Source organism: Yoonia sp. R2-816 (assembly GCF_046762905.1).
Classification (GTDB): domain Bacteria; phylum Pseudomonadota; class Alphaproteobacteria; order Rhodobacterales; family Rhodobacteraceae; genus Yoonia.
The window spans coordinates 1-281 of record NZ_JBKQXN010000180.1; the positions used below are offsets into that span (position 1 = coordinate 1).

Annotated in this window: 1 protein-coding gene; it reads right to left on the reverse strand. The window is 56.9% G+C overall.

What is annotated here, in order from left to right:
- A partial coding sequence (locus ACFWW2_RS07995) for a transposase (protein ID WP_393927438.1) occupies window positions 1–281 on the reverse strand: 281 nt, incomplete at both ends.

Genomic DNA, 281 nt, shown 5'->3' on the forward strand with positions numbered 1-281 from the left:
TTCCAGTGTTCGGCAGGGAAGTCATAGAAGGCCAGCAACACGTCGCGGTCTTTGGTCAGTTTCCCGACAGCCTTGTCGTATTTCACGCCGTAGGTTGTGATGAAGAAGTCAAAAGCGGCCTCGGCATTCACGCGCGTCTCCGCCTGCCAGATATCGTGCAGGTGGCCCTTGGCTTTGGCCTGAACCGACTTCGGCATCGCGTTCAGTACATTGCCGGTTTTGTGGAACCAGCAGCGCTGTTCTTTTGTGGCCCCAAAGACCTCGCGCAGCGCATGCCAGAA